At 45.5% G+C, this 22,396-nt stretch carries 21 protein-coding genes and 1 tRNA gene; 9 read left to right on the top strand and 13 right to left on the bottom strand.

The features are described 5' to 3' along the window. Nucleotides 1-66: 66 nt before the first annotated feature. The 5 genes from nusG to ACFI6J_RS19655 all read right to left on the bottom strand — a co-directional run bounded on the left by nusG (nucleotide 67) and on the right by ACFI6J_RS19655 (nucleotide 4,030). Complete coding sequence (gene nusG / locus ACFI6J_RS19675; protein ID WP_014951044.1) at nucleotides 67-618, bottom strand: transcription termination/antitermination protein NusG; 552 nt, start codon at nucleotides 616-618, stop codon at nucleotides 67-69. 4 nt (nucleotides 619-622) lie between these two features. After that, complete coding sequence (secE, locus tag ACFI6J_RS19670) at nucleotides 623-1,000, bottom strand: preprotein translocase subunit SecE (RefSeq protein WP_014951045.1); 378 nt, start codon at nucleotides 998-1,000, stop codon at nucleotides 623-625. 81 nt (nucleotides 1,001-1,081) lie between these two features. Beyond that, nucleotides 1,082-1,158: transfer RNA gene (locus ACFI6J_RS19665), tRNA-Trp, on the bottom strand. A gap of 167 nt (nucleotides 1,159-1,325) precedes the next feature. Continuing rightward, on the bottom strand, nucleotides 1,326-3,167 hold the full coding sequence (locus tag ACFI6J_RS19660) for an ABC transporter ATP-binding protein (RefSeq protein ID WP_462558117.1): 1,842 nt from the start codon (nucleotides 3,165-3,167) through the stop codon (nucleotides 1,326-1,328). 239 nt (nucleotides 3,168-3,406) lie between these two features. Continuing rightward, on the bottom strand, nucleotides 3,407-4,030 hold the full coding sequence (locus ACFI6J_RS19655; RefSeq protein ID WP_269348740.1) for an RraA family protein: 624 nt from the start codon (nucleotides 4,028-4,030) through the stop codon (nucleotides 3,407-3,409). A gap of 251 nt (nucleotides 4,031-4,281) precedes the next feature. Here ACFI6J_RS19655 and ACFI6J_RS19650 point away from each other — a divergent pair, with 251 nt between their 5' ends. Continuing rightward, nucleotides 4,282-6,348 (top strand): M13 family metallopeptidase, encoded by a 2,067-nt coding sequence (locus tag ACFI6J_RS19650; protein ID WP_462586338.1) that lies wholly within the window; start codon nucleotides 4,282-4,284, stop codon nucleotides 6,346-6,348. Nucleotides 6,349-6,486: 138 nt separating this feature from the next. Then, nucleotides 6,487-7,179 (top strand): lysoplasmalogenase, encoded by a 693-nt coding sequence (locus ACFI6J_RS19645; RefSeq protein ID WP_462558113.1) that lies wholly within the window; start codon nucleotides 6,487-6,489, stop codon nucleotides 7,177-7,179. On the opposite strand, the gene ACFI6J_RS19640 is transcribed toward ACFI6J_RS19645, so the two are convergent. The 5 genes from ACFI6J_RS19640 to ACFI6J_RS19620 all read right to left on the bottom strand — a co-directional run bounded on the left by ACFI6J_RS19640 (nucleotide 7,176) and on the right by ACFI6J_RS19620 (nucleotide 11,982). Next, entirely contained in the window at nucleotides 7,176-7,574 is a 399-nt protein-coding gene (locus tag ACFI6J_RS19640) for an ACT domain-containing protein (protein WP_462558111.1), read from the bottom strand. The two genes, ACFI6J_RS19645 and ACFI6J_RS19640, sit on opposite strands and share 4 nt — an antisense overlap. A 61-nt stretch (nucleotides 7,575-7,635) precedes the next feature. Beyond that, nucleotides 7,636-9,015 (bottom strand): ATP-dependent RNA helicase DbpA, encoded by a 1,380-nt coding sequence (dbpA, locus tag ACFI6J_RS19635; protein WP_462558109.1) that lies wholly within the window; start codon nucleotides 9,013-9,015, stop codon nucleotides 7,636-7,638. Then, on the bottom strand, nucleotides 9,015-10,325 hold the full coding sequence (locus ACFI6J_RS19630; protein ID WP_462558107.1) for a substrate-binding periplasmic protein: 1,311 nt from the start codon (nucleotides 10,323-10,325) through the stop codon (nucleotides 9,015-9,017). The genes dbpA and ACFI6J_RS19630 overlap by 1 nt, the downstream gene beginning before the upstream one ends. Next, the gene (pyrC, locus tag ACFI6J_RS19625; RefSeq protein ID WP_462558105.1) at nucleotides 10,295-11,341 is read right to left on the bottom strand and encodes a dihydroorotase; all 1,047 of its coding nucleotides are present in this window, start codon (nucleotides 11,339-11,341) and stop codon (nucleotides 10,295-10,297) included. The genes ACFI6J_RS19630 and pyrC overlap by 31 nt, the downstream gene beginning before the upstream one ends. A 98-nt stretch (nucleotides 11,342-11,439) precedes the next feature. Beyond that, complete coding sequence (locus tag ACFI6J_RS19620) at nucleotides 11,440-11,982, bottom strand: lipocalin family protein (protein ID WP_014951054.1); 543 nt, start codon at nucleotides 11,980-11,982, stop codon at nucleotides 11,440-11,442. Nucleotides 11,983-12,237: 255 nt separating this feature from the next. On the opposite strand from ACFI6J_RS19620, the gene ACFI6J_RS19615 reads away from it, so the two are divergent. Then, nucleotides 12,238-13,188: an aldo/keto reductase gene (locus ACFI6J_RS19615; RefSeq protein WP_462558103.1), complete on the top strand. Its 951-nt coding sequence runs from the start codon at nucleotides 12,238-12,240 to the stop codon at nucleotides 13,186-13,188. 23 nt (nucleotides 13,189-13,211) lie between these two features. Further along, on the top strand, nucleotides 13,212-13,595 hold the full coding sequence (gene gloA2 / locus ACFI6J_RS19610; RefSeq protein WP_462558101.1) for an SMU1112c/YaeR family gloxylase I-like metalloprotein: 384 nt from the start codon (nucleotides 13,212-13,214) through the stop codon (nucleotides 13,593-13,595). A 78-nt stretch (nucleotides 13,596-13,673) separates the two neighbouring features. Here gloA2 and ACFI6J_RS19605 read toward each other — a convergent pair whose 3' ends face one another. After that, nucleotides 13,674-14,492: a mechanosensitive ion channel family protein gene (locus tag ACFI6J_RS19605; RefSeq protein ID WP_462558099.1), complete on the bottom strand. Its 819-nt coding sequence runs from the start codon at nucleotides 14,490-14,492 to the stop codon at nucleotides 13,674-13,676. Nucleotides 14,493-14,617: 125 nt separating this feature from the next. Beyond that, nucleotides 14,618-15,835 carry an MFS transporter gene (locus tag ACFI6J_RS19600; protein WP_462558126.1) on the bottom strand — a complete coding sequence of 406 codons (1,218 nt, stop codon included), beginning with the start codon at nucleotides 15,833-15,835 and terminating at the stop codon, nucleotides 14,618-14,620. 279 nt (nucleotides 15,836-16,114) lie between these two features. On the opposite strand from ACFI6J_RS19600, the gene ACFI6J_RS19595 reads away from it, so the two are divergent. Then, the gene (locus ACFI6J_RS19595; protein ID WP_462558097.1) at nucleotides 16,115-18,064 is read left to right on the top strand and encodes an amylosucrase; all 1,950 of its coding nucleotides are present in this window, start codon (nucleotides 16,115-16,117) and stop codon (nucleotides 18,062-18,064) included. A gap of 338 nt (nucleotides 18,065-18,402) precedes the next feature. Next, on the top strand, nucleotides 18,403-18,630 hold the full coding sequence (locus tag ACFI6J_RS19590) for a hypothetical protein (RefSeq protein ID WP_462558095.1): 228 nt from the start codon (nucleotides 18,403-18,405) through the stop codon (nucleotides 18,628-18,630). Between the two features lie 100 nt (nucleotides 18,631-18,730). Here ACFI6J_RS19590 and folE read toward each other — a convergent pair whose 3' ends face one another. After that, nucleotides 18,731-19,414 (bottom strand): GTP cyclohydrolase I FolE, encoded by a 684-nt coding sequence (gene folE / locus ACFI6J_RS19585; RefSeq protein ID WP_462558093.1) that lies wholly within the window; start codon nucleotides 19,412-19,414, stop codon nucleotides 18,731-18,733. Between the two features lie 161 nt (nucleotides 19,415-19,575). Here folE and folM point away from each other — a divergent pair, with 161 nt between their 5' ends. The 3 genes from folM to ACFI6J_RS19570 all read left to right on the top strand — a co-directional run bounded on the left by folM (nucleotide 19,576) and on the right by ACFI6J_RS19570 (nucleotide 22,375). Further along, on the top strand, nucleotides 19,576-20,283 hold the full coding sequence (gene folM / locus ACFI6J_RS19580) for a dihydromonapterin reductase (protein WP_049588769.1): 708 nt from the start codon (nucleotides 19,576-19,578) through the stop codon (nucleotides 20,281-20,283). A 147-nt stretch (nucleotides 20,284-20,430) separates the two neighbouring features. Then, nucleotides 20,431-21,495 (top strand): agmatine deiminase family protein, encoded by a 1,065-nt coding sequence (locus tag ACFI6J_RS19575; RefSeq protein WP_014977636.1) that lies wholly within the window; start codon nucleotides 20,431-20,433, stop codon nucleotides 21,493-21,495. Continuing rightward, complete coding sequence (locus ACFI6J_RS19570; protein ID WP_039229281.1) at nucleotides 21,482-22,375, top strand: carbon-nitrogen hydrolase; 894 nt, start codon at nucleotides 21,482-21,484, stop codon at nucleotides 22,373-22,375. Before ACFI6J_RS19575 ends, ACFI6J_RS19570 begins: the two co-directional genes overlap by 14 nt. The last annotated feature ends 21 nt before the right edge of the window (nucleotides 22,376-22,396 follow it).

The raw sequence follows: 22,396 nt of genomic DNA, 5'->3' as shown, positions 1-22,396 counted from the left end.
TCTAGATACAAAAAAGCCCCGTCAAACGGGGCTTTTTAAAAATACTATACGGTAGCTTGAATAGGCTTAGCCTTTTTCTACCTGACCAAATTCTAAGTCTACTGGAGTAGAACGACCGAAGATAAGCACCGATACTTTTACGCGGCTCTTTTCGTAGTCTACTTCTTCTACCACACCGTTGAAGTCTGCAAATGGGCCATCGATCACGCGAATAACTTCGCCTGGCTCGAACAGCGTCTTTGGTCTTGGCTTATCAACGTTTTCTTCAAGACGATTTAAGATAGCGTCAGCTTCTTTCTGCGTGATTGGCATAGGGCGATCAGATGTGCCGCCGATGAAACCAAGTACGCGAGGTACGCTTTTCACTAAGTGCCATGACTCTTCCGTCATCGCCATTTCTACCAATACATAACCTGGGTAGAACTTACGCTCAGACTTACGCTTTTGACCCGCACGCATTTCTACTACTTCTTCTGTTGGTACTAGTACCTGACCAAAGTAGTCTTCCATGTTGTGCATTTTGATGTATTCAAGCAGGGTCTTCTTAACGCGAGACTCATATTGTGAATAGGCTTGAACTACGTACCATCTTTTCTTTACTGCTTCTTCTTCAGACATACGGTTATGCTCCTATTCCTGTAATAAAGCCAACTACACGAACGATGATGCCGTCTAGTCCCCATAAAATTAGTGCCATAATTAACGTCGCTGCAAGCACGATAAGTGTAGTTTGGTTCGCCTCTTGGCGAGTTGGCCACACAACCTTGCGAACTTCTGTGCGAGACTCTTTAGCGAAGCTCAAGAAGGTGCTACCTTTTTCGGTAGTTGCCGCGATGAAACCAGCAATACCAACAACTACAACAATTGCGATGGCACGGTATAGTACCGAGATCTCACCGTACATTGTATTAGCGGTTACTAAACCGGCAAGTAGTGCAAAAACCACTACCCATTTAAACATGTCCAATGCATTGGACTGATTTTCCGTCTTTTCGCTCATGTTACGATCCTAGCACTACAGCGTCGTTGTTTTACGCATCTAAAAAATGCGCAACTTAAAAATTCTTAGTTTAAGTAAATTTGGCAGGGGTGGAGGGACTCGAACCCCCAACCATCGGTTTTGGAGACCGCTGTTCTACCAATTCGAACTACACCCCTGTGGTGTCGATAAGACAAAATTTACTTACACTGCCCTTGTGAGTTGTGCGTCTTTTCTAAGGAAAGTGCGGTATCGCAAGGGAGGGACGCGTATTATACTTAACCACTTTCAAGATACAAGCGGTTTATCCATCCCATCTGCGATTGAACGCTAATTCGCGCCTTGCCTATTCAACGCCTATAAATCCGCCCGTTTGGTGCGCCCAAAGCTTGGCATATATGCCATTGTGCGCAATAAGCTCCGCATGGGTTCCCTGCTCTACAATATTGCCCTTATCCAGAACAAGTAACCTGTCCATTTGCGCAATGGTCGACAGTCGATGCGCAATAGCCAGCACGGTTTTGCCTTCCATCACTTTATCCAGACAGGCTTGAATTGCCGCTTCAACTTCTGAATCTAGCGCTGATGTGGCTTCGTCCAGCACTAGTACAGGCGCGTCTTTTAGCAATACGCGAGCTATGGCAATGCGCTGGCGCTGACCGCCTGAAAGCTTAACGCCTCGCTCACCTACATGCGCGTCGTACCCTGTTCTACCGTGACTATCAGTAAGCGTAAGAATAAAGTCGTGCGCTTCGGCCTGTTTGGCCGCACGTATCATATCTTCTTCTGTCGCGTCGGTTCGACCGTAAAGGATGTTGTCGCATACCGAGCGATGCATCAGTGAAGTATCTTGTGTCACCATGCTTATTTTGGCGCGAAGGGTCTCTTGGCCTACTTCAGTGATATCTTGACCATCAATGACAATGCGACCACTCTGGGTGTCGTAAAAACGCATGAGCAAATTAACCAGCGTCGATTTACCCGCCCCAGAACGCCCCACTAAGCCCACTTTTTCTCCGGGCTTAATGGCTAAATCCAAGTTAGTGAACACATCAATAGGTTTGTTGTCTGCACCTGAATAAGAAAAATGCACATTATCGAAATTAATCCCGCCGCCATTTACCTTTAACGCGTCGGCTTTTGGCTTGTCTTTCACTGCAATAGGCTGCGCTAGTGTATTCATGCCGTCCTGCACCGTGCCTAAGTTTTCGAACAAACCTGATACTTCCCACATAACCCAGTGCGACATACCGTTTAGTCGCAAACACAGACTAATAGCGATGGCGATATCGCCCGGGCTCGCAATGTTCTCCATCCACAAATACACAGATAGCGCACCAATGGTGAAAATAAGAATGGCGTTAGCCATTTCCACGCAGAATTCCAACACGGTAACCAAACGCATTTGCGGGTAAACCGTCTTAAGAAAACCATCCATACTTTCTTTTGCGTAATCCGCTTCGCGGCGACTGTGTGAAAACAGCTTCACCGTTGTGATATTGGTATAGCTATCGACAATACGCCCAGTCATTAATGAGCGCGCGTCGGCTTGCTTTTGCGACACTTCTTTTAGTTTTGGTACCAGCACCTTCAAGATACCGATATACACAAAAAACCACACGATAAGCGGCATGGCTAAGCGCCAGTCAGTGCTGAAAATAAGCACTACCATAGAGATAAAATAAACACTGATGTACACCAGCAAATCGAGAACCTTGGTCACGGTTTCTCGTACCGATAGTGCTGTCTGCATCACCTTGGTAGCAACACGGCCGGCAAACTCATCGTGGAAGAAGGTTAAACTTTGGCCAAGCAAATAGCGGTGAGCCTGCCATCTAATGCGCATGGGATAATTCCCCATCAAGGACTGACGAGAAAATAGCGAGCGCAACAAAATAAACAATGGAATAAAAACGAGAACGGTTAAACCCATGCCAATGAGGGTAAATTTTTGGTCCGCTAAAAACGTGGCTCGGTTTTGATCAGAGAACCAGTCAACTAACTGCCCTAAAAAGCCGAAAAGCGCCACTTCTAACATGGCAACAATGGCACTTAGCACGGAAACAGTAAGGATTACGCCCCACATGCCTTTTGTGTAGTACTTACAAAATGCAACGATACCTGTTGGCGGTTGGGTAGGCGGCGTGTCAGGGAAAGGCTGGGTCAGCTTTTCAAAAAATGAAAACATGTAAAACTCGTTAGTTATTCAGTGACAGAGCACGTTTACGTATGCCCCAAAATGCTTAGGTCACAATTCTACACGATAACTGAAAGTGTGTTGAACTTTGCGGCGCCTTTTTACCGCAAAGCTCATTTAACATTGGTTAATATTTGGCAAAGCTTATTGCCTAATGAAAAGCTTAGTGAAGGGTTTAGTAAAGCGCTTATCAAAAACCAGTCGAAGCATGGCGAGTTATCTGCAAACCTTCACTCTGCAAAGCCCAATTTAGCGAGTATGCTTTCCACTTTTTCAGCGTGCTCAGCCTGCCACTGTTCAAGTGACATGGAGCCATCTTTCTGGGCTCGCTTTTGGGCAATGTCATAGGCTGCTAGCGCCTCATCTTTTGGGATTACTGCAATACCCTCTTCGTCTGCAACAATGATATCTCCGGCGTGAACAGTTACACCTGCACAGGAAATCGGCTCATTTAACGGTGATATGCACTTTTTGGCTCCTGGCTTGGGTATAACGCCCCTGGCAAATACTGGGAATTTGTTGTCACGGGTTTCTGCAAGGTCTCGTATAACACCATCAATCACGAAACCTTTTATGCCGCGAGACTGGGCTATCGCGCAGACGTTACCGCCCGCAACAGCGAATTCATCATCGGCTTCCACAACAATAATGTCACCGGGGCTTGCGCGATATATCGCCGCATGCAGCATAAGATGGTCTCCCGGCTCACACTTAACGGTAAATGCTGGACCCGCAATGCGTGGCATGCCTTCCCACAATGGTTTTATCGCATAGTGCATGAACTGCTCTCTTGGCAGCGCATCGGCGTACTCACAGGGTGATACGCTATCGAAAGGGGTATTGTGTAAGTCCATCGCCGTTCCTTGAATGTTTTAGTGTGTGAGAAAAAACACTATAGCGAAATTAGCCCTACAAGTTGTTACAAGCTGTGTATTTTCACTATAAACACTTTTTCTATCCCCCCCGCCATGCTAAAAATTAGTAAAAAGCGTGCACGCAATACGCCACACCATTCTTTCGAAGGGATGTACAGGTTTCGCAACGCACTAAAACAATAAGCGGCAAGCCCAAATGTCGCCCAATAAAATGAAAAGGAAAACTCGACATGTTACGTAGCGTTTTAAGCTTAAGCGTGGCACTGGCCCTCACGGCTTGTAGCCCACAAAATTCATCCACAGAACAACAGACACAGAGCGCGGCTACCGAAGAAGCTCAGCAACAGCTTTCTTCAGGTGTCATTAAAGAAAATATGGATCTGTCTGTTGACCCGGGTGATGACTTTTTTCGCTACGTAAACGGCAAATGGTTTGATAATTTTGAAATACCGGCAGATAAATCGAGCTACGGTTCTTTCGTGATCCTTCGCGATGAAGCACAAGATCACGTTATGGATATTATAAAATCGTCTGCCGAAGGCGACTTTAAAGCGGGCAGCGATGAGCAAAAAGTCGGTGATTTTTACAGTGCCTATATGGACATGGAAACCCGCAACGAACTTGGTATGACACCGCTAAAGCCTGAGTTAACTAAGATTGATGCCATTGAAGACTACACCGACCTTGCTGAGTATTTCGCTTATGCTGCTCGCTATGGCTACGGTACGCCGTTCAGCCTAACTCAATACCCTGACCTTAAGTCGCCAAAAGAATATTTGATGTACACGTGGCAGTCGGGCTTAGGCCTTCCTGAGCGCGAGTACTACTTCAAGGACGACGAAACATCACAAACCATTCGCGATGCCTACGTTAAACATATTCAAACCATGTTTGAGCTGGCGGGTTTCGACGCGCCTAAAGAAAGTGCGGATATGCTGTTCGCACTTGAGACTAAGATTGCTCAGCTACATATGAAAAAAGAGCAGGCCCGTAACTTTGCTGCCAACTATAACAAACTGACAATTGAAGAACTTAAAGCGTTAATGCCTAAGTTCGACTGGGACGCTTATCTTACTGAAGCAGACATTAGCGACATTCCTTCGCTAGGCATCCTGCAAAAAGACTACATGCAAAACATTGATGGCGTTATTGCAGATACTTCACTGGAAGATTGGAAAACGTTCCTTAAGTGGGGCTTGTTAAATGCTTCAGCCAGTCGCTTAAATGCCGAGCTTGATGAAGCAAACTTCAATTTCTACAGCAAAGTGCTTCGCGGTGTTGAAGAGCAACAGCCACAATGGCGTCGTGCAGTAAGCCTTTCAAATGCCCATGTAGGCGAGCTAATCGGTAAGGTTTATGTAAAACAGCACTTCCCGCCTGAAGCGAAAGATCGCATGATGGAAATGGTTAATAACCTGTTGTTAGCTTACAAAGAAAGTATCGAAAATCTTGATTGGATGACAGATGAAACTCGTGCACAAGCACTGGACAAGCTGTCTAAGTTTACCGTGAAAATTGGTTACCCGGACCAGTGGAGAGACTATTCAGCGCTGACAGTTAATGCCAGTGACCTGTTTGGAAACCTAAAGCGTTCTTCGGACGTGCTGTACGAAGAAATGCTTAAGAAACAAGGCGGCCCAGTGTGGACCCATGAATGGGGCATGACACCACAAACTGTTAATGCTTACTACAACCCTCCGCTAAACGAAATTGTATTCCCTGCGGCTATCCTTCAACCTCCGTTCTTTGACATGAACGCCGAAGACGCGGTTAACTACGGTGGCATTGGCGCGGTAATTGGTCACGAAATTGGCCATGGTTTTGATGATTCAGGGTCAACCTTCGACGGGGATGGCGTTCTGCGAAACTGGTGGACTGACGAAGATCGCGGCGAGTTTGAAGCACGCACTGCAAACTTGATTGAACAGTATAACCAGTTTGAGGTTCTGCCAGACTTGCACGTGAACGGTGAATATACCTTAGGTGAAAACATCGGCGACCTTGGCGGCATCAGCATCGCACTTAAAGCTTACCACCTGTCTCTTGATGGTGAAAAAGCGCCTGAACTAGACGGTTTCACTGGCGATCAGCGTGTATTCATTGGTTACGGCCAGGTTTGGGCAAGCAAATATCGCGAAGAAGCGTTGCGCAGCCAAGTACAAACCGATACCCATTCACCTACGAAGTTCCGCACTAACGGTGCTGTTCGCAACGTACCTGAATTCTACGAAGCGTTTAACGTGACCGAAGAAGATGCGTTGTATTTACCACCAGAAGAACGCGTGAAAATTTGGTAATTCGCGTACTCTAAACACAGTACATAGAACGTAGCGTACATAAAATACGATAGCTAAAGCCCCATGTTTGCTTCACCAAACTGGGGCTTTTTTTGTCGTGTTGAAGTGTATGACTGAGCAGTTTCAAAAAGGCTAAATATGAATGTAAGAACAACTATTGTCTTTAGCAGCTTAGCGTTGATTTACCTGGCGACGCTGCCGCTTACCCCCTACGTGGCGCAATTCTTACCCAAAGCCCTGCCTATTGTGGTACTGGCAGTTTTCGCCTATACAAAACTTAGCGCCATGCCGCGATACATGGTGTTGGCGGCGTTACTTTTTAGTCTTGCCGGAGATGTTAGTCTGGCCTTGCCCTTTGCTGATAGTTTTATTACCGGCTTGGCGTGCTTTTTTGTTGCCCATTTAACGTATGCTATGTGTTTTGCGTTGCTGCATCGCCGCCTACAAGAAACGCCCGGCGACCATATCATTTCACGCAAACCAAAGTGGTTCATTAGTATTATTATGGTTAGCTTTGCCGTAATGATGGCAGTGCACATTCTGCCAGCGTCGAAAGCCTTATTTTACCCTGTAGTCGCTTATATTGGCGTAATCACATTGATGGGTTTAACCGCGGTGTGGTTGGCTCAAACTAAGCTGATCGTAACTGGTGCGTTACTTTTTGTGATATCAGATGCCATTCTCGCTCAGTCGGTTTTCAAAACCCCGCTCCCACTGTCTACCTTTTGGGTAATGACAACTTACTATGCAGCCCAATATTGCTTAACCAAGGGGCTTGTTGATGCGTTTTTGAGAAAAGAGAATAGGCAGGAAGAGATTGGTCAGACCTAGTTAGACAACGACGTTAAAACTTCTATCGCCAAGTCGACTTTTTCAGCTGGCACGAAAATGTGGTCGTGATAATAAGCAGCCACCACGTTGGCGCTAATTCCTGCCTTACCTAGCGCGGTGGACATAGCTGCAGTCATGCCTACCGCTTCCAAACTAGAATGCACTTCACAGGTTATACAGCGGTAATAACCTTCAAATGGCAAGTTAGCTTTCTCGGCTGCAACAACCGGAAGAATAAGCGTGGTGCCCTCGCGTTCCTGAAACATACACTTAGCTACTGAAATTAACGTACTAGTTAAGCTATCAGCAGGCAAGGTAGTGAAAACGTAATCTTCACTACTCGCCACAGGATTCAGATTTTTCAGTAACACGCTCAAGTCAGTTTCAGCGACCACACTCAACCTTCCCTTGTGTAACGTCAACACATATCAATTAAAGCTTTAACTAGAGCTTTCACTAAAGCTTTCGGGCTCTAATACGCTTTCCTTTAATCTTACCTTCTCTAAAGTGCGCCATGGCTTTTTTCACGCTTCGCGTTTTCACTGCGACAAAACTCATACTGTTTTGCACTTTAATTTTGCCTAAGTCGTCGCCAGGAATGCCTGCATCTTTGGTAAGTGCACCCACCAGATCGCCTGGGCGAAGCTTTTCCTTTTTACCCGCGCTTAGTGAAATACAGGTAAATTCAGGCTGAATAATTTTGTTTTTGTGAAATCGCAGGCTTTGTGCGCCTTTAAGTGGAATATCGCTTTCTTGCAATACTTCTATTTTTCGCAAAAAGTGCTCTTCGTCATCGCTGACTAGCGTTACCGCCATGCCCTGTGCGCCTGCTCGCGCCGTGCGACCAATGCGGTGAATATGGGTTTCCGGCTCTTCACTTACCGTGTAATTAATTACGCAGGCAACATCATCAATATCCAGCCCTCGCGCAGCTACATCGGTGGCAACAAGTACTTGTAACGCATCGCTGGCGAACTGCATTAGCACCGATGTGCGTTGATGCTGTTCCAAGTCCCCCTGAAGCCCAGCCGCGCTGAAGCCATCCTCGATAAGCTCCTCGACCACTTCATTTACCTGAACCTTGCGGTTACAAAATACAATAGCGTTTTTAGGTTGGTAGTGGGTAAGTACCGCTTTAAGGGCCTGAGTACGCGTGTGCGGAAGCACGTTGTAGCCCAATTGGGTGATAGCGGGTTTACTGTCTTGAGACTCAACTTTACAGGTTACCGGGTTGTGCAGGTACTGCTTGGCTACACGCTCAATTTGTTCTGTAAAGGTTGCAGAAAACAATAGGGTTTGCACTTGTTTTGGCGTTTGACCGAAAATAATGCGTAAATCGTCTTCAAAGCCCATATCTAACATGCGATCGGCTTCATCGAGGACACGCAACTTTACGTTTCTTAGGTCAACTCGACGCTTTTCCACATGGTCCATTACGCGACCCGGCGTGCCCACAATAATATGAGGGCTATGCTTCAATGACTGAATCTGCGGCCCCATAGGCTGGCCACCACATAACGTGGTTACTTTAATATTACCGATGTTCTTAGCCGCCGTACGGCACTGTTGAGCCACTTGATCAGCAAGCTCTCGGGTAGGGCAAAGTATGATAGCCTGCGTGGTAAAATCATTCACTTCTACGTGCTGCAAGGCAGGAATTACAAAGCACAGAGTCTTGCCGCTGCCCGTCTGCGCTTGGCCTATCACATCTTTCCCCTGCAACGCCTCAGGGAGCGATTGTGCCTGTATAGGGGAAAGTTGGTAAATGCCTTGTGAGTCTAGCGCCTTGGTGATGGCAGGGTTTATATCTAAATGTTTCACTGTTTCAACTGTCATTAATTTGGGTTCCAAAGGTGCACTACACCATGTTCGGTATGATGAGCTATGCCGTATTCTTGGGACACCATGTCACTCCAGGAAGAAAGCTGCTCATTAAACTTGTCACTCATTTTCACACCGGCCGCCGCTAACTTGAGCTTCTCTAAAACCAAAACACAGGTGTCTTTCTTTGACAGTGCTAGGTAGGCCGTTGAAATGTCGTACTTACTCGATAGGGTTATTGTCTCACATTTAAATTGTTTTGGGTTACATCCAAAGTCAATTGCCCCCTGAGAACCGAAAATAGTATCAATTTCGTTGTTGATCAGTCCGTCCACTAATGCCTGCCACGAATCATAGGCTTTTACTTTGAAGCCATGCTCTATTGCAACGTTATAGCGATAGTCTTCCAATAAGGTACCAACCCTAAAGTTTTTTGGTACGTTGGCAAAGGATTCAAAATAGGGCTTATCGATGCCGTACAGTCCATGAAGGTTTCTTGATACCGGCGTTACCCAGTGAAACACGCTTTCTCTTTCACTCGTGCGAATTACTGAGAATACCAATACGTTAGACTTGGTCATTGCTTCCTTTGCAATACGTTCCCATGGCGCGGAAAGGATATTCTGCTTTAGCGTCATCTCATCTAATATGTCTCTGACCAAGTCTGCAGCAATACCTTTAAGCTTTCCTCGCTCTCCCACCTCTGAAAAAAGTGGCACAATGTCTGCGATGACCCAAAGATTGTCGGTATTAGCATGCAGCTCACCTGCTAAGCTTAGTGTTCCAAAAGTAAGTATTGTGGCCGGGAAAGATGCTTTCAGTTCATCCCGTATAGCGCTAGCAAGTAATGTGAAGTTGTCTGAACCTTTGTATTGAGCAATCAGTTCGCTCAACCGCTCTGCAAAATCGGCAGAACCTTCACTTTTGCTCAGTGCGATATAGCTCACTGCTATTGTCGTTGCCTGACTGCCCGCATTCGGCGTACATCGAACATTATTTCCACATTCAAAGGCAAATAGCGGCGTGACCCAATAATAACTATCTTCGTTATTTTCATCTCTGATCAAATTGATAAGGACGTCAGCTTTATTCGATATGGTGTCAGTAGCAGGCGTTAAATCAATGCCATTTTTTGATAAGGCATTTTTAAACACTGTGAGTGAGTAAGATTGAATACTCTGCTTCTCAGAGGGAGATAGGGTACTTGGTAAATCGGGGGCGTGAGAGTAAGAGAGTGCTTGTGCCCAAGTGGATGAACTCCACAGGGCACATAAACAGACAATAACAACAAAAACTACGCTTGAAATGCCTTTTCTAATTTCCACTGCAACGTTTGCCCCGCATAAAATGGAACCATATCGGTGCCATCAGCTAGGGTTACTTGTTCTGGCACCGTCCACGACTCTTTCACTAATGTCATTGTAGTCGTATTTCGTGGTAAACCATAAAAATCTGCACCGTAATGGCTAGCAAATCCTTCAAGCTTATCTATTGCGCCTAGCTGCTCGAACACTTCGGCATAAAGCTCAATAGCAGACCATGCGCTATAACAACCCGCGCAGCCGCAAGCATTTTCTTTTTTATGCTTGGCATGAGGTGCCGAGTCGGTACCTAGGAAGAATTTTTTGTTACCGCTTGCCACCATATCGCGCAACGCTTTTTGATGCGTGTTGCGTTTTAGTACTGGCAAGCAATAGTTATGAGGGCGTACGCCGCCAACCAGTAAATCGTTGCGATTTAGCAATAAGTGCTGAGGGGTGATGGTGGCTCCAACAAATTCGCTGGCGCCCGCTACGAAGCTTGCGGCATCTGCTGTTGTAATATGCTCAAATACCACTTTCAGCTTAGGGAATGCGTCAACGATAGGCCCTAAATGGGTCTCTATAAATACTTTCTCACGGTCAAAAATATCAATGTGATGCTCTGTCACTTCACCGTGTATCAACAATAGCAAACCTTGCTCTTGCATGGCTTGGAATACGGGGTATAAAGCCTGAATGCCTTTTACTGCGGCGTCTGAATTAGTAGTGGCCCCTGCAGGATATAGCTTACACGCAGTTACGCCCGCTTGTTTTGCATCGATAATGTCTTGAGGTGTAGTTTGATTAGTAAGGAATAAGGTCATTAATGGCTCAAAGCTACTACCTTTAGGTCGCGCAGCTTCAATTCGCTCTTTGTACGCCACGGCCATTTCAGCATTAACCACCGGTGGTACAAGGTTTGGCATAACAATAGCGCGCTGGAAACAACGTGCGGTTGCAGGCACTGTTTCAGCTAGCATTTCGTTATCGCGAAAGTGAAGGTGCCAATCGTCTGGCGTAGTAATGGTGAGCGTTTGCATGCCTTGTCTCTCTTAGTACTTATTCAAACAGAGGGGAAGATGCGCGCAATAATAGCACAATTCCCATTTTGCGCGCAGAACAACTCGCTCGAAAGTGGCTATGAATTCTCTTCGCCGTGCTCTACCCAAATAAGCTTGCTAACGTCGTACCCAGCCGATGTCGCTTTTTCTAGTAAACGGGTGCGGACTTCATCTGAAATAGAAGGTGTTCGCGCTAAAATCCAAAGGTAGTCTTTATCTGGGCCTGTTATCAAAGCATATTGATAACCTTCTTTATCTAGCTCCATAATTACATAGCTGGCGTAAAATGGGCCAAAGAACGATACCTTCAGATGCCCTGTCGTTTCAGACTCTACAAAATACGCTTTGCCCTCGGCTTCATCCCATGCATTTTCTTCTACTGAAAAACCGCGATTAATTACCTTAACCCCTCCGTCATCGCGCATGCTGTAGGTTGCCGTAACTTCGCTTAATCCTTCTTCGAAGCTATGGTCAAAGCGCGCTATTTCATACCACTTCCCTAAATAACGAGGAAGCTCAAAGCCTTCAACCGGCACTACCTTGTCAGGTACGCCAGTACAGCCAGACAAGCCCACACACACCATACCCGCCATAATCATTGAAACTAACTGCTTAAACATATGCCCTCTTTTCCTTGAACTCAGCTTTTAAAAAGCCCACTGATTAATTTAAATACACGCCTACATCGCAAAAATGATCTTTATCGGTGCTGCAACACCATAAACCTTCAAGCTAGGCTAACGGTCGACAGTAAAAATACGCTCGCCTAATCAGACTTTTCTTATCGCTTGGACCATATTACAGTGCTTTTAAAACAAGCCTTGAGCTAATACAGGCCCTGCCCACTCGATATTCTCAAACAGGGAGAAAATGACATGAATGCACACTTTCCACACGCAAGCCGCTTAATTTATGGATGCATGGGCTTAGGTGGCGGTTGGAATGACAAACCGGCAACCAGAGCCGATGTAAGCCAAGCAAGAAGCATAATAGACACTGTGCTGGACTTAGATATCAACGTGTTTGATCATGCTGATATTTATACGTTCGGCAAAGCCGAAACGGTTTTTGGTGAAGTGCTCAAGCAAGCGCCCGAATTAAAAGACAAAATGATTATCCAATCTAAATGTGCAATACGATTTGAGGATGATTTAGGACCAAAACGTTACGACTTTTCAGCAAATCACATTCACACGTCGGTTGAAGGCATTCTCTCTAGATTAGGAATAGACCAGCTTGATATACTGCTGCTGCATCGTCCAGATCCACTTATGGAGCTAGACGAAGTCGCCGGTACACTGAAGCTGCTTCAGCAGCAAGGTAAAATAAAGCATGTTGGCGTTTCAAACATGCATGGTCACCAAATTAATTACCTGCAGTCTGCACTTTCCACACCTATTGTTGCCAACCAACTTGAAATGAGCCTCGGCTTTAGAGACTGGTTAGAAGACGGTATTACTACCAACAGTGCTGCTAATCGCGATACAGGTTATGCGCCCGGCACACTTGAATACTGCATGATGAACAACGTGCGACTTCAGGCATGGGGAAGCTTGGCACAAGGTAGATACACAGGTGCAAAAGTTGAAAATAGTAATGACCGTGCAACAGCAGACTTAGTCGCTCAACTTGCAGGTGAATATCAAACTACACCTGAAGCCATTGCTTTGGCCTGGTTGATGCGACATCCTGCCAACATTGCGCCCGTTTTGGGCAGTACCAATATTGACAGAATTAAAGCAAGCCAAAAGGCCGAAGATGTTCATTTAAGTCGAGAGCACTGGTACAAGTTATTTGAGTCTGCTCGCGGTCAAGAGATGCCGTAAGTATTAATATTAAGGAAATTTAGATGCTGAAAGGCTTTCACCATGTCGCTATCATTTGTAGTGACTACCCTCGCTCAAAGACGTTTTACACGGACGTGTTGGGCTTCTCGATTATTGATGAAAACTACCGTGAAGCCAGAAACTCTTACAAATGTGACCTCGCGTTACCTGATGGCAGTCAGATTGAGCTGTTTTCGTTTCCGGGGGCACCGCAAAGACCGTCGCGCCCAGAAGCGCAAGGACTTAGGCACCTAGCGTTCAAAGTGGACAACCTTGATGAAATGATCAACCACCTAACGAATAAGCGGGTTGAATGCGAGCCAGTGAGAACCGATGAATACACCAGCAAACGCTTTACATTTTTCCAAGATCCTGACGGTTTACCCCTAGAGCTATACGAAATCTAAAAATCGCGTAGCCGTAATAGAAAAATGCCGAATAAGGGGTCTCTTATTCGGCATTTTTATCAATAGCGATACAAACTTTTATTGGTCGAGCATCCTGACTTCCCGCTGCGGGAATGGTATTTCAATATCATGCTGCTGAAGGACATTAAAAATGGCTTGGTTTAGTGCATAGCGCACTTCGAAATGCCTTACAGCTGGCGCCCAAACCCGAATACCAAAGTTAATACTGCTGTCGCCAAAATTATCTACACCAATGGCGGGTGACTTTTCTTCGCTGACTCCATCTACCGTTTCAACAGCCTTGCGAATCACATTGATTACCTCATCGACCTTACTGGAATAGGCAACGCCAATTTCAAGTTCAATCAACATGTTCTCTGCAGAATTATGCAAGATTTCACCGACTATCAGTTTGTTGGGTATTTGGATGTGAACATTGTCTTCGTCAATAAGAATGGTATAGGGCAGCATAACTTGATCGACCACCCCTGCAACACCACGCACGCGGATAGTGTCGCCAACAACGAAAGGACGGGTAATAATTATGGTAAAGCCAGCGGCATAATTGGCCAACATGCCTTGAATGGCTAAACCTGCACCTAAACCAACAGCACCTACGGCGGCTATAAGTGGGGTTACGCTAATGCCCACATTACTTAATGCTATAATTATTACGATACCCAATACCACTAGTTTGCTGGCACCGCCGGTAAAGCGGCTCAGCGTAATATCGATATTTCTGCTGACCATCAGGTTTTCAACCATGTGGCCTATTTTGTTGGCCACCCACCAGCCAAGCAGAAAAATAATGATGGCGCCTACAATTTGGAAACTGTAGGTCACTGCAAATTCTACAAGAGTGTCGTAGAGGGCTTGCGCTTGTTTTAACTCATCCATGGAACGTGATTAGACTAGAAACTGATAGGAATAACCGAAGCTTAAACAACAACGTGAGGAAAAACCAGTGCCGAGAGCAAGCCCGGCACGTTACGGTTTTAAGGAATAAAAAGCGAACATTGCGTTTAGTTGGCGTATTCGCTTGCCTCAATTTCCGCTAAACGTTCTTTGGTAGGGTTCTTAATATAGTTATACACCAAGCCAACAAAGAGCACTGCAGCAAAACCCGTGGCTACCATAAAGCCATACTTGGCGTCGCCACCGTTGGCGTCGCTCACCAGGCCCATGATGAAAGGCCCTGCGGCCGCACCTGCTGCGGTGAAGAACAAGATTACTCCGGCTACGCTTCCGTGTTGATGTTTTGGGAAACAGCTTATGCCTTTTGAGTTAAAGGTAGGATAAATTACTGACATGAAAATGCCCGTTAGCGGGAATAGAAACAACGCAAGCTGTTTTCCGCCCCACAGACCAAGACCGAAACACAGTACAATAGCACCAGTGAACACCATAAGAACCAATGCCCAGTTGAAGTGAGACATCATCCAGATGCCTACGAAACGCCCTGCAGCACGAAGGATAAAGAATGCCGTTACCGAGTATATTGCAAGGGTCTGAGAGAAGCCTTCAGTATAACAATCGTAGGTCGCTTTAAGCGTAGTCGCGTCGCACACTAAATAACTCGGCATCCATACATAAATGGCGCTTTCTGCGGCGACATATAAAAACGCGCCTACTGAAAATCCTAAAGCATAGGGGTTTTTCACTAAACTTAAGCTCTGCGCTATCGATACTTTCTTTTCACCTGAGGCTGTATCGCGAGTGTAAGTGGGGTATTTAACCAGCAAAGCACCGATTATAAGTAGCGTACAAACACCACCGGCGATTACATAAAGCCACTGCCATGCAACGCCTTTATGAATAAGATAAGCGACAATAAGAGGCCCGATAATTGCGCCAACGCCAAAGAAGGCTTCTGCCCCATTCATAGTAGCTGTGTGCTGTTTGGTCGATGTTGAAATATCACCGATGAGCGCCAGCGCACCTGTTTTAAAGATACCCACGGCAACGCCAGATAAGCTCATTAAACTTACAATCAACACAAAGTCGTTAGCGATTAAGAAGCTGTAGCATGCAAGGCCAAACAACGCTAACCCAATAATAATGGTAGGCTTGCGGCCTAACTTATCAGCCAAAAAACCTAGGAATAGACCCGATAAGGCAATACCTAACATGGGGAGTGAATGCATTAAGCTTGCTTGAGCATTGGTGACAGAGAACGCCACTTTCACTTCTTTGATTATCTCGCCTACCGAGTCTGACGTCATCGCAAACATCATAAACATTAGGTAGGTTAGCCATCTGATAATTCTGCTACTAGGATCATGATTGGGCATAGTCTGTCTCACAAGCACGGTATGAAAGGCCTTGTTCAGCCCTTCTAAACTTCACAAAAACACGTTGATCATTGCACGCATTCAGTAGGTCAAAAATAACGATGTAATAAACTTGATAAATGAGCTTAATCGTTTAAGATAAAAGTTAACAGAATTTAAAAAGCCTGTAAACCTGTTAATTAGGATAGGTTGTATGACGCACCTAAGCGTCGCACTTTGGAGTTTTCTATGAGCTATGCTGCTGACAGTGGTGTATGTTTAGACCGAATCTTGGCATCAACCGATTTATCTGGCCTAAGCAAGAAAGATGCAACAACTTTTACGCGTCGCTTGAAGGAACATTTTCCTCGTCTTTTTGACAAATATACCTACGTTTATGGGCACCAGTATGACTGCTACTTTCATTTACAAAAACTGGTTGAAATATTAAGAGACGGGTTAAAAAACCGTAAACCAGCCCTCAAAAAGCTTGATAATGAAAGGTTAAAAAACCCGCTTTGGTATCGCGATGAACAGCAAGTCGGCATGGCCTGTTATGTTGACCTGATGGGCCCCACTCTGAATGACTTGCATGACAAAATTCCCTACTTTAAGTCTTTAGGCGTTACCTATGTGCACTTAATGCCTTTATACGATGCGCCCAAAGGGGATAGCGATGGCGGATATGCTGTGTCGGATTATCGCAAGGTTAATCCAACGCTAGGCACAGTGAAAGACCTGGAAAAGCTTGCTTCAGCACTGCAAAAAGAGGGAATGAATCTTGTTCTCGACTTTGTGTTCAATCATACCTCTGACGAGCACGCTTGGGCGAAAGCTGCACTGGCAGGTGAGAAGCAGTTTCAAGACTACTACTACCTTTTCGATGACAGGACCATTCCCGATCAGTACGAACATACTTTAAGAGAAATATTTCCCCAGGTAAGAAGAGGTAGCTTTACCTTCAATGAACAGATAGAGAAATGGATATGGACAACATTTAATAGCTTTCAATGGGATTTAAACTACAGTAATCCTGCGGTGTTTAACGCTATCACGTCTGAAATGTTGTTTCTCGCCAATATAGGTAGCGCTGCACTGCGTTTAGATGCGTTGGCCTTTATTTGGAAAGAGCTCGGAACTAACTGCGAAAATCAGGAAAAGGCCCACGTACTTATACAAGCGTTCAACTGTTGCTTACAAATTGTAGCGCCTGCCGTGGTCTTTAAGTCAGAAGCCATCGTGCACCCTGACGAAGTACTTAAGTACATCGACAAAGATGAGTGTCAGCTATCCTACAACCCTTTGCTAATGGCACTGCTATGGAATTCGTTAGCCACGCGTAAAACCCGTTTGCTTACGCGCTCAATGAAAAAGAGCTTCTCTATTTCTGAGAACTGCACATGGGTGAACTACGTGCGATGCCACGACGATATCGGATGGACCTTCGACGACGCGGTAGCCAACGAACTGGGTATTAACGCATTCGATCACCGCCATTTTCTTAATCAATTTTATACAGGTCGTTTTGAAGGAAGTTTTGCCAACGGCGTGCCGTTTGCTGAAAACCCTTCTAACGGCGATTGTCGTGTGTGTGGTTCACTGGCCTCTTTATGTGGGCTAGAAGGCGCGCTTAAATCCAACGATTCAAAAGGCATTGATGACGCTGTGAAACGAATGATGCTGCTTTACGGTATCACCTTTAGCATTGGAGGTATTCCGCTACTTTACTCAAGTGATGAAGTAGGCAAGCTTAATGACTACAGCTATCGATTTGATGACACCAAAAAGCACGACGACAGATGGGTAAACCGAATTGCTGTTACCCGCGCAGATACGGAATTGGCGCTAGGAAACACGTCGCCTGCCAACCCTACAGAGACTGCGAGCCTTCGCGTGTTTAACGGATTGTGCAAAATGATAGCAATTAGAAAGCAGAATGCGATTTTCGGGCAGTCTAGCACCCAAATTTTAGATGCCGATAACCATCATTGCTTTGCTTTTCTTCGGGAAAATACACAGGGTCACAAGCTGCTTGTAATATGTAACTTCAGTGAGCACCCTCAGACCATTCAGCGTAGCCTTTTGGCAACACTAAAGGGCGCATCAAGCCAAGATTTGCTAACTGATGAAACTGTCGAAATGAATGCTTCACCACTATTGCTTGAGCCTTTTCAACAAATGTGGCTTCTTGCTGATTAGAGCTTGAGCTTTCGCCATATCTTGCTAATTGCTGTTTGAAAAGTGGTTAGCAAGTTATCCGCGGCTTAGTCGCCAAATTATTTATCTTTACTGCCAGTAACTTATCGAATAAGTCATTTTTTCACAGGCACGCCAATAAATACCCACTATACTTTTTATAGTGAATAGATAGTTCACGTAGCTTCCGCATGACTTTGGTAGCCTCGCCTGTGTTTGACTGGCTCTCAAACTGATTGACGCGGAAGTAGCACTCTTCTTGTTGTGTGTGGTTTGTTTCTTGCTTCACGCAGAGGTATTACACAGCGGGATTCGACTTATGTCATATGGATATGTTTAACATGGTAACGGATAAAACGATGCAAAGTGATAGTGCTTTGGAATACATGTGCCCGTATTGCGGCGCAATAAATGAATTCCAGCTAGAAACAGTTCGCGACATGTATCACGAACAGCATGAATCTTGTGGGTGCTGTAACAAAGTACTCAGTTTAACCGCGGCCGATGGTATTGGTGGCCGTATCAATTTGATTGTCGATTCACTAGATGCAGAGCTTGTTATCAAATAAAGCGCGTTGGAAAACGTAGCAAAATGTTAGCAAACAAAAAGCCGCTTCATGAGCGGCTTTTAAAGTTCTTGAATAAAGTTCCGAAACAAACAACTATCAACTACCGAAAGAACTCTCGTTTCAATTCATTATCAGTAAGGAAACGGCCGCCGAGCGCAGACGTCTTCGTATATGAATTAGTATCACGGATCCCTCTCGCCTTAACGCAATAGTGCGTGGCGTTAATGCTAACCGCTACGTCTTCTGTATTGGTCAACGTCTGCAACGCAACTAACACTTGTTGAGTTAAACGTTCTTGTACCTGTGGACGTTGAGCAAAGAAACCCACAAGACGATTAATCTTTGAAAGGCCGATTACTGTATCTTTTGGAATATAAGAAACGGTCGCCGTGCCATCAATAGTGACGAAGTGGTGTTCGCAAGTGCTGGTCAGGCTTATATCAGATACCTGTACAGGCTGATCAATCTGCATCTTGTTTTCAATGGCAGTAATCTTAGGAAATTTGCGGTAGTCCAATCCACCGAAGATTTCATTAACATACATTTTAGCGATTCGCGTGGGCGTATCACACAAACTATCGTCAGTTAGATCAAGGCCAAGCGTGTCCATTACGTCACGCATAGCACTTTCAATTCGTTTGCGCTTTTGCTCGTCAGTAAGACCATTAGCCACCATAGGTGTTTCTAAACCTTTGGCTTCTAATGCTTTTCGTACACGTTGTGCTGGCTCTGAAATAGAGGGGTCTAGTGCGTCGCGCACAATTACCGCTTCTTTTGCTAACATTACTTTATCCGTAGTTACTTCTTTTTTGATCTTGTACGAGCATGAATTCGTTACAGATCGATTACTTGGCAACATGACTTTTATTTAATGTCATTGCTACCGACTGTGCATTTGGCACAGAATAATAAAACCGTTACCTTTTACGAAAGAAGGACATCATCTTGAATTCACCTGTGTTAATTACAGGCGCAAGTCAACGTTTAGGCTTAGCTATGGCCAATAGTTTACTTGACCAGGGCCACCACGTTGTCGTGACTTATCGAACACTTCGTCCTAGTATTTCAATGCTTGAGGATAAAGGTGCTACAGTCTTACAGGCGGATTTTAGCACTGAGGCGGCTATTGATCGAGCAATTGATGAGATTAAGGCAATCAGTAAAACCTATCGAGCGGTGATCCACAACGCGTCAGATTGGGCGCAAGAAAAAGATAACCATGACAAGCATAGCTTGATTGAACGAATGATGTTGGTCCATGCTGTTGCCCCTTACCGCATAAACTTGGCACTTGAAAAGGCTCTTTGTGATTGCGACGTTCAGTCTGACATTATTCATATGACTGACTACGTTCAAGAAACAGGCAGCGAGAAACACATGGCTTATGCGGCAAGTAAGGCAGCCCTGCACAACCTGACCCTATCATTTGCTAAGAAGCTAGCACCAAAGGTAAAAGTAAATAGCATTGCCCCAGCTTTGCTTATGTTCAATGAGGGTGATGACGAAGCTTATAAGCAAAAAGCGTTAGAAAAATCACTGTTAGAGATAGTACCGGGGGCGCAAGAGGCCGTGAAAGCCGTGAACTATTTATTTGATAGTGACTACGTGACAGGGCAAACCCTTCACCTTAACGGTGGGCGGCATTTAAGATAAAGACTGCCCTTTTTTCTGTCATTTCAGTTTTCCTTATGGCTTAAAGTAATCGTCACCGCCAATTAATTTCATCGCCATTTGCCTTGGTCTCATGCTGAGGCATGGCTATAATCCGAACCCTATTTCGTAGCTATTTGGAATTTTACTATGCACGGCAACCGTACTATGGCGCCTGAATGGCATAACATTGATGCTGTTATGTTAGCGTGGCCTCATGCGCAAACCGACTGGGCTCCATGGTTAGAAGACGCGAGAGCGACGTATCTGAACGTGATTGCTGCAGTAAACCGCAACGATGCGGGTGTGATTTTATTATGTGCGCCGAGTGACGTAGACGATCTTAATTCTCGTTTACCAGAGAACGCTCGAGTGCTTATTGTTCCTGCCTCATTTAACGACACATGGATGCGAGACTACGGCTTCATCACTTGTAAAGACAGTGAAGGCAATGGCTCGCCGGTAGAATTTCGCTTTAACGGTTGGGGCAATAAGTTTAACGCCGCTGAAGATAATCTGGCGAATCAGCGTTATCTTGCCAGCATGTGTAAATCTGTACTTCGCAGCAGCCCAATTGTGGCAGAAGGTGGCGCGCTGGAAATTGATGAAGACGGACACCTATTAAGTACTGCCCAGTGTTTACTTAACCCTGAGCGTAATGGTGATATGTCGCTAAGCGCTTACGAAGATGCATTTAAAGATATGCTAGGCTGCAGCAAAGTTACTATTTTGCAACATGGTCATTTAGAAGGTGATGATACTGACGGTCACATCGACACATTAGTGCGTTTCACGCCGAACAAAGGCCTAGTGATCCAGGCGTGTAACAACCGTCCTAATGACAGTCACTTTGAAGGGTTGAAAGCGTTGTGCGACGAGTGCGCCCTTGAGCTGCCTGAGCATGAACAGTTTCATCTGCCGCTGCCTAATATTGTAAATGACGAAGGGGATCGCCTGCCGGCATCGTACGCAAATTACTTGATTTGTAACAACGCAATATTATTGCCTGTTTACGGTGAAGAGGAAGACGCAGAAGCCATTGAGACTGTACAAAGAGCACATCCAAATCATATTGTTGAACCAATCGATTGCAGTGTACTCGTAAGACAATACGGCAGCTTGCATTGCATTTCCATGCAGGTTCCCACAAATACATTAAAAGATTCGATTATCACCACCTTAAAGAAAGGAGTGTCATTACATGCGCCCAGCTAAGCTAAAAGTGGGTCTGGTACAACAGGCCGTTGCCGATAACGATAAAGCAACGAACTGGAATAAAAGTGCCGAGCAAATTGCCAAATTAGCCGCTGAAGGATGCGAGTGTATTTTGCTTCAAGAACTACACAGCACCCTGTATTTTTGCCAGCAAGAAGATACTGACGCCTTTGATTTGGCTGAACCCATTCCTGGACCTGCGACAGAATTTTTTGGTGAACTAGCCGAAAAACACAATATCGTGTTGGTGACATCTTTATTTGAAAAGCGCGGTTCAGGTTTGTATCACAACACCGCAGTCGTGTTCGACCGCAGTAAAGAAATTGCGGGCAAATATCGTAAAATGCATATTCCTGATGACCCAGGCTTTTACGAGAAGTTTTACTTCACACCGGGCGATATGGGCTTCACGCCTATTGAAACCAGCGTGGGTAAACTTGGCGTATTGGTGTGTTGGGACCAGTGGTATCCAGAAGCGGCGCGCCTAATGGCGATGGCAGGTGCGGACTTGTTGTTCTACCCTACCGCAATCGGCTGGGATTTAACTGACACAGAAGAAGAACGTACCCGTCAGCATGGTGCATGGGAAACCATTCAACGCTCTCACGCTGTGGCAAACTCAGTACCGGTTATCGTGGCAAACCGCACTGGATTTGAAGCGTCACCTGTTGAAGGTGATCCAGGTATTCAGTTCTGGGGACAAAGCTTTGTAGCAGGCCCGCAAGGTGAGATTTTGGCCAAAGCCGAAGCTGAAGGTGAAACCACGCTAACCGTAGAGCTTGATATGGAACGTACCGAACAGGTCAAGCGCATTTGGCCTTACTTCCGCGACCGCCGCATAGACGCCTACGACGAACTAACCAAGCGCTGGCGCGATTAACCTAAATAATGGGGTCAGAGT

This window comes from Alteromonas sp. G4i13, assembly GCF_054960505.1.
The sequence above is the reverse complement of the archived record's forward strand: the minus strand, read 5'-3'. Positions and strand labels throughout refer to the sequence as shown.

Coding starts and splice junctions, on each gene's coding strand:
- ACFI6J_RS19595 (WP_462558097.1), top strand. CDS start 16,115: ATGAGCTATGCTGCTGACAGTGGTGTATGTTTAGACCGAATCTTGGCA.
- gloA2 (WP_462558101.1), top strand. CDS start 13,212: ATGCTGAAAGGCTTTCACCATGTCGCTATCATTTGTAGTGACTACCCT.
- ACFI6J_RS19645 (WP_462558113.1), top strand. CDS start 6,487: ATGAATGTAAGAACAACTATTGTCTTTAGCAGCTTAGCGTTGATTTAC.
- folE (WP_462558093.1), bottom strand. CDS start 19,414: ATGTTAGCAAAAGAAGCGGTAATTGTGCGCGACGCACTAGACCCCTCT.
- secE (WP_014951045.1), bottom strand. CDS start 1,000: ATGAGCGAAAAGACGGAAAATCAGTCCAATGCATTGGACATGTTTAAA.
- ACFI6J_RS19605 (WP_462558099.1), bottom strand. CDS start 14,492: ATGGATGAGTTAAAACAAGCGCAAGCCCTCTACGACACTCTTGTAGAA.
- ACFI6J_RS19590 (WP_462558095.1), top strand. CDS start 18,403: ATGGTAACGGATAAAACGATGCAAAGTGATAGTGCTTTGGAATACATG.
- ACFI6J_RS19655 (WP_269348740.1), bottom strand. CDS start 4,030: ATGGACTTACACAATACCCCTTTCGATAGCGTATCACCCTGTGAGTAC.
- ACFI6J_RS19575 (WP_014977636.1), top strand. CDS start 20,431: ATGCACGGCAACCGTACTATGGCGCCTGAATGGCATAACATTGATGCT.
- ACFI6J_RS19570 (WP_039229281.1), top strand. CDS start 21,482: ATGCGCCCAGCTAAGCTAAAAGTGGGTCTGGTACAACAGGCCGTTGCC.
- ACFI6J_RS19650 (WP_462586338.1), top strand. CDS start 4,282: ATGTTACGTAGCGTTTTAAGCTTAAGCGTGGCACTGGCCCTCACGGCT.
- ACFI6J_RS19615 (WP_462558103.1), top strand. CDS start 12,238: ATGAATGCACACTTTCCACACGCAAGCCGCTTAATTTATGGATGCATG.
- ACFI6J_RS19620 (WP_014951054.1), bottom strand. CDS start 11,982: ATGTTTAAGCAGTTAGTTTCAATGATTATGGCGGGTATGGTGTGTGTG.
- dbpA (WP_462558109.1), bottom strand. CDS start 9,015: ATGACAGTTGAAACAGTGAAACATTTAGATATAAACCCTGCCATCACC.
- ACFI6J_RS19660 (WP_462558117.1), bottom strand. CDS start 3,167: ATGTTTTCATTTTTTGAAAAGCTGACCCAGCCTTTCCCTGACACGCCG.
- ACFI6J_RS19600 (WP_462558126.1), bottom strand. CDS start 15,835: ATGTTTATGATGTTTGCGATGACGTCAGACTCGGTAGGCGAGATAATC.
- nusG (WP_014951044.1), bottom strand. CDS start 618: ATGTCTGAAGAAGAAGCAGTAAAGAAAAGATGGTACGTAGTTCAAGCC.
- pyrC (WP_462558105.1), bottom strand. CDS start 11,341: ATGCAAACGCTCACCATTACTACGCCAGACGATTGGCACCTTCACTTT.